The 6341-nt window shown below is 36.8% G+C and carries 6 protein-coding genes and 1 pseudogene; 6 read left to right on the forward strand and 1 reads right to left on the reverse strand.

Annotation, left to right across the window (positions count from 1 at the left end; all coding sequences use genetic code 11):
• A partial coding sequence (locus AC1DJR_RS13820; protein ID WP_477002831.1) for an SDR family NAD(P)-dependent oxidoreductase occupies nt 1-726 on the forward strand: 726 nt, incomplete at its 5' end.
• Nucleotides 727-755: 29 nt separating this feature from the next.
• Here the strand turns inward: AC1DJR_RS13820 and AC1DJR_RS13825 are convergent.
• Nucleotides 756-941 carry a YqzH family protein gene (locus tag AC1DJR_RS13825; protein ID WP_002014960.1) on the reverse strand — a complete coding sequence of 62 codons (186 nt, stop codon included), beginning with the start codon at nt 939-941 and terminating at the stop codon, nt 756-758.
• A gap of 224 nt (nt 942-1165) precedes the next feature.
• Here AC1DJR_RS13825 and argC point away from each other — a divergent pair.
• From argC to argF, 5 genes and pseudogenes are all read left to right on the forward strand, one after another.
• Nucleotides 1166-2203, forward strand: a pseudogene (argC, locus tag AC1DJR_RS13830) (N-acetyl-gamma-glutamyl-phosphate reductase).
• A gap of 10 nt (nt 2204-2213) precedes the next feature.
• Nucleotides 2214-3437: a bifunctional glutamate N-acetyltransferase/amino-acid acetyltransferase ArgJ gene (argJ, locus tag AC1DJR_RS13835; protein ID WP_477002832.1), complete on the forward strand. Its 1224-nt coding sequence runs from the start codon at nt 2214-2216 to the stop codon at nt 3435-3437.
• 11 nt (nt 3438-3448) lie between these two features.
• Nucleotides 3449-4216, forward strand: coding sequence for an acetylglutamate kinase (argB, locus tag AC1DJR_RS13840; RefSeq protein ID WP_044442690.1), 768 nt, complete (start codon nt 3449-3451; stop codon nt 4214-4216).
• Nucleotides 4213-5373: an acetylornithine transaminase gene (locus AC1DJR_RS13845; protein ID WP_429687759.1), complete on the forward strand. Its 1161-nt coding sequence runs from the start codon at nt 4213-4215 to the stop codon at nt 5371-5373. Before argB ends, AC1DJR_RS13845 begins: the two co-directional genes overlap by 4 nt.
• Nucleotides 5374-5385: 12 nt before the next feature.
• Nucleotides 5386-6336 carry an ornithine carbamoyltransferase gene (gene argF / locus AC1DJR_RS13850; RefSeq protein ID WP_002014968.1) on the forward strand — a complete coding sequence of 317 codons (951 nt, stop codon included), beginning with the start codon at nt 5386-5388 and terminating at the stop codon, nt 6334-6336.
• Nucleotides 6337-6341 lie beyond the last annotated feature (5 nt).

Below are 6341 nucleotides of genomic sequence, written 5' to 3' on the forward strand. Positions count from 1 at the left end.
GCAATGCAGGTTGCAGAGCAAGGGGCGACGCCGGTATTAATGGCTCGAACAGAAGAGAAGCTACAAGCATTAGCAGACAAAATTAAAGTAACKTATAATACGCCTTGCTATTACTATGTATTAGATGTAAGTGAAGAAACGRAAGTACAATCTGTTTTTTCAAAGGTATTACAAGAAGTAGGACGTATTGATATATTGGTAAATAATGCTGGGTTTGGTATYTTTAAAACGTTTGAAGATGCTTCAATGGATGAAGTAAAGGATATGTTTCAAGTAAATGTATTTGGATTAGTAGCTTGTACGAAAGCGGTATTACCTAATATGGTAAAAAGGAACGAAGGACAAATTATTAATATTGCTTCATTGGCTGGAAAAATTGCAACTCCGAAGTCGAGTGCTTATGCAGCAACAAAACACGCTGTATTAGGATTTACGAATAGTTTACGTATGGAGTTATCTAACACAAATGTGTATGTAACAGCAATTAACCCAGGACCGATAGAAACGAACTTTTTTGAAATAGCCGATCAATCAGGTACATATGTGAAAAATATGGGACGTTACATGTTAAAACCAACATATGTAGCAGAACAAATCGTAAAGACGATGCAAACGAAAAAACGTGAAGTAAACTTGCCGAAGTGGATGGGAATGGGGCCAAAGCTCTACGCATTATTCCCGGGTTTATTTGAACGCGTTGCAGGCAAATCATTAAGTAAAAAATAGGAGATTTCCATATGGAAATCTCCTATTTTTTATTTTCCAGTCACATAATCGTAAACGATATCCTCAACAGCCTCGTATACATCAATTTCAGTATTTGAATGAATTATCATTTGAATATGTTTAATTAGCATTTCCTGATCCTCTTTTGAAACAGGATTACATTGATATTGCCGAAAACTTTTTATAATCATTTTCTCAATTAATTTTTTATTCATGTTTTTCCCCGCCTGTATGTATACATGTATTGTTTTATTGTACTTGAAGTGAAATGAAAATACTACTATGCACTATTTTTGCATAAAAATCCACTTGTGTATATTGCTTTTATAGCAAGATTAATATTTTGAAGTTTTTAAAAATTATAAATATTTAATTGACTTTATAATTATGCAATATTATAATCAAACTTAATTTAAAGAATAGATATGAGGAGGAGCTTATGAAAGTCGCAATTATTGGAGCAACTGGATATGGAGGTATTGAGTTAATTCGGTTATTAGAGCAACATCCATATTTTTCGATAGCATCTCTCCATTCTTTTTCACAAGTTGGTGAATTTATAACAAATGTATACCCGCATTTTCGAAATGTTCTTGTCCATACGTTACAAGAAATTGATGCGGAGAAAATAGAGAAGGAAGCTGAAATTGTATTTTTAGCAACTCCAGCGGGAGTATCGGCAGAGTTAACACCAAAATTATTGGCAGTAGGTTTAAAAGTAATTGACCTATCTGGAGACTTTCGTATGATAGATCCCTCGTCATATGAATTGTGGTATAAAAGGCCAGCTGCACAGGAAGAACTTCTTAGGAAAGCAGTATATGGATTAAGTGAATGGAAAAGGCCTGAGATYCAAAATGCAAATTTAATTGCAAACCCAGGATGTTTTGCGACAGCTGCATTATTAGCGATAGCGCCGTTAGTATGTAGCGGAATGATTGAAGAAGATTCGATTATYATTGATGCAAARTCAGGTGTATCTGGAGCAGGCAAAACKCCAACAACAATGACTCAYTTTCCWGAGTTATAYGATAACYTWCACATTTATAAAGTWAATCAGCATCAGCAYGTTCCTGAGATTGAGCAAATGCTTGYAGAGTGGAATSRTRAARCGARGCCAATCACRTTTAGTACACATTTAATACCGATATCAAGAGGGATTATGGTTACACTCTATGCGAAAGTAAAACAAGAAATCAAAATGRAGCAACTTCAARCGTTGTATGAAGAAACGTATSAMWACTCAGCTTTCRTTCGARTTCGYTCKCAAGGAGAATTTCCAAGTCCGAAAGAAGTAAGGGGCTCAAATTATTGTGATATTGGGATRGCTTACGATGAAAGAACAGAAAGGGTTACGGTCGTTTCTGTTATAGACAATATGATGAAAGGCGCAGCAGGGCAAGCAGTTCAAAATGCAAATTTATTAGCGGGACTAGAAGAGACAACGGGTTTACAGCATATGCCGCTTTATCCATAAGGGGGAAATTATGATTAAAGCATCGTCTATTACAAAATTAGCAAATGGTTCAAYTGTTACGCCGAAAGGCTTTTCGGCAATCGGTACTGCAAATGGTCTGAAAAAGGTGAAAAAGGATATGGGTGCAATCGTTTGTGAGGTGCCAGCATCATGTGCCGCTGTGTATACAACAAATCAAATACAAGCAGCGCCGTTGCAAGTAACGAAGGATAGCRTAGCAGCAGAAGGGAAATTACAAGCAATTGTTGTAAATAGCGGCAATGCAAATGCTTGTACGGGGATGAAAGGATTGCAAGATGCTTATGAGATGCGAACATTAGGAGCGGAACACTTTGGAGTAAAAGAAAAGTACGTCGCAGTCGCTTCAACAGGTGTAATTGGAGTACCTTTACCGATGGATATCATTCGAAAGGGAATTGAATCTCTTGTGCCAACAAAGGAAGTAAGTGAAGCTTATTCTTTTTGTGAAGCAATTTTAACGACAGATCTTATAACGAAAGAAACTTGCTATGAGATGATAATTGATGGGGAAGCAGTGATCATTGCTGGGGTCGCAAAAGGATCAGGGATGATCAAACCGAATATGGCAACGATGCTTAGTTTTATTACAACAGACGCCAATATAGAGCATGAAGTATTGCAAACAGCATTATCACAAATTACGAATCATACGTTTAATCAAATTACGGTGGACGGAGATACTTCTACAAATGATATGGTCATCGCTATGGCAAGTGGATTATCAGAAACGAAAACGATGAATAKGGAACATGAAGACTGGGAAACTTTCGTAGTTGCTTTACAAAAGGTATGTGAAGATTTAGCGAAAAAAATTGCACAAGATGGTGAAGGTGCTACGAAGTTAATAGAAGTAAACGTGTTAGGGGCTAGAACAAATGAAGAAGCAAAGAAAATTGCAAAACAAATAGTCGGTTCCAGTCTTGTGAAAACAGCGATATACGGTGAGGACCCAAATTGGGGACGAATTATTAGTAGTACTGGACAGAGTGAAGTAATTATTAACCCAAATACAATTGATATCACTCTTCAATCTATCGCCGTATTAAAAAATAGTGAGCCTCAAATGTTCTCTGAAGAGGAAATGACAAAGAAATTACAAGAACATGAAATAAAAATTGATGTGTGTTTACATTTAGGAGATGAAACGGGATCAGCTTGGGGCTGCGACTTAAGTTATGAATATGTGAAAATAAATGCTTGTTATCGTACATAAGGAGAGAGAAGATGAGTGATTATATTGTAGTTAAATGTGGCGGTAGCATGTTGAATCGATTAAATAGTGTCTTTTTTGATTGTATAAAGAAATTGCAAAATAAGTATAAGGTTGTTATTGTCCATGGCGGTGGCCCAGAAATTGATGCCAAGTTAGAAGACGCTAATATCGAGATAGAAAAGAAAGATGGATTAAGAGTAACGCCGAAAGAGGTTATGGATGTTGTTCAAATGGTGCTATGCGGAAGTACGAATAAAAAATTCGTAATGAATTTACAAAAACATGATTTACTTGCGGTGGGGCTTTCAGGATGTGACGGTAATTTACTTCAAGTTCAACCTGTTGGCGAAGCGATAGGATATGTAGGAGAAGTAAGTTATGTAGAAACAGCCCTATTGAAAGGGTTGATAGATATGAATTATATTCCTGTCATTGCCCCAATTGGGATAAATGGTAATGAGGTTTATAACATAAATGCAGATACCGCTGCAGCTGGAATTGCAGCCGCACTATCCGCAAAAGAACTCATTTTTATAACGGACGTAGATGGAGTATTACACGAAGGAAGATTGGTAAAGAAAACGGATGAATATGAAATTCTTACTTTTATAGAACAAGGCGTTATTACAGGTGGAATGATTCCGAAAGTACAGGCGGCACTTACATCGTTAAAAATGGGAGTGAAAAAGGCTAGTATCGTAAATGGTACAAAGGATTTTACTGAGGTTACAGGAGAGTGTGTTGGAACTACGGTAACAAAAGGAGTGAGTATCGTATGACAAGCCATCTTTTTCAAACATATGGAAGAAGAGAAATTGAATTTCTAAAGGGCAATGGGGCGAAAGTTATTGATAAAAGTGGTGAGCAATATTTAGATTTCACTTCTGGTATTGGAGTATGTAACTTAGGACATTGTCATCCTACGGTTGTAAAGGCAGTAGAAAAGCAACTTAGAAATATATGGCATATATCTAACTTATTTACGAACTCCTTACAAGAAGAGGTCGCATCATTATTAACAGAAGATACAGCATTAGATCATGTGTTTTTTTGTAATAGCGGGGCGGAGGCAAATGAAGCGGCTTTAAAGCTAGCACGTAAGCATACTGGAAAATCTCTCGTAGTAACATGTGAGCAATCTTTCCACGGGAGAACATTTGGAACGTTGAGTGCAACAGGGCAAGATAAAGTGAAAGAAGGATTCGGTCCATTACTTCCGTCTTTTTTACATATACCATTTAACGACATACGAGCATTAGAGGAAGTAATGAATGAAGAAGTTGCGGCGGTAATGGTAGAAGTTATTCAAGGAGAAGGAGGAGTAATATTAGCTGATCCATCCTTTTTGAAGGAAATTGAAAAACTATGTAATCAGTACAATTCTCTTTTTATTATAGATGAAGTACAAACTGGAATAGGCAGAACAGGAACACTATTCGCTTATGAGCAAATGGGAATAATTCCTGATATCGTTACCATCGCAAAGGCGCTTGGGAATGGTATTCCAGTTGGAGCGATGATTGGCCGAAAAGAACTAGGTTCTTCTTTTACTGCCGGGTCACACGGTTCAACTTTCGGTGGGAATTATATTGCTATGACTGCAGCGAAAGAAGTATTGCAATTCATTAAGGAACAATCGTTTTTTAAAGAGGTACAGGAAAAGGGCGAGTACGTATTAAAGAAATTGCAAGAAGAATTACGACACGTTGAATGTGTTCAAAATATTCGTGGTAAGGGACTTATGATTGGAATCGAATGCAAGCATGAGGTTGCAAATGTCATAGAACAACTAGAAAAAGCAGGACTTCTCGTATTACAAGCAGGGCCTAATGTTATAAGACTATTACCACCACTTATTGTAACGAATGAAGAGCTAGAACAGGCAATATATATGATAAAAAGAGTGGTTTGTACAAAAAATGCATCAATAATATAAGGGGGAAATTTCATGTCAACTGTACAAGTACCGAAATTAAATACGAAAGATCTTTTAACGTTAGAAGAATTGACGCAAGAAGAAATCATTTCTTTAATTGAGTTCGCTATATATTTAAAAAAGAACAAGCAGGAGCCTTTATTACAAGGGAAAATATTAGGTCTCATTTTTGATAAACATTCAACCCGTACTCGCGTTTCTTTTGAAGCAGGAATGGTACAGCTCGGAGGACATGGAATGTTTTTAAGTGGAAAAGAGATGCAAATTGGCAGAGGAGAAACGGTGTCAGATACTGCGAAAGTACTATCTCATTATATTGATGGAATTATGATACGCACATTTTCGCATGCGGATGTAGAGGAGCTTGCAAAAGAGTCCAGTATCCCAGTTATTAACGGTTTAACTGATGATCATCATCCTTGCCAAGCGTTGGCAGATTTAATGACGATATATGAAGAAGTTCATACGTTTAAAGGAGTTAAATTAGCTTATGTAGGTGATGGGAATAATGTATGTCATTCACTATTGCTAGCGAGTGCAAAAGTCGGAATGAATATGACTGTTGCAACTCCCGTAGGGTATGAGCCGAATGAAGAAATTGTTAAAAAAGCATTAGCGATTGCTGATGAAACAGGGGCTGAAATTGAAATTTTGCATAATCCTGAATTAGCGGTAAGTGGAGCAGATTTTATTTATACTGACGTTTGGATGAGTATGGGCCAAGAAGGAGAAGCAGAAAAATATACTTTATTCCAGCCTTTCCAAGTAAATAAAGAGCTTGTTATACATGCAAAGCAAACATATCGTTTCCTGCACTGCCTGCCTGCTCATCGTGAAGAAGAAGTAACTGGAGAGATTATAGATGGGCCACAGTCTATCGTTTTTGAACAAGCTGGTAACAGGTTGCACGCGCAAAAAGCTTTATTAGTGAGTTTATTTAAAAATATAGAAGAGCCTTCCTAAAAGGG

It is taken from the genome of Bacillus sp. 05T31 (assembly GCF_056396725.1).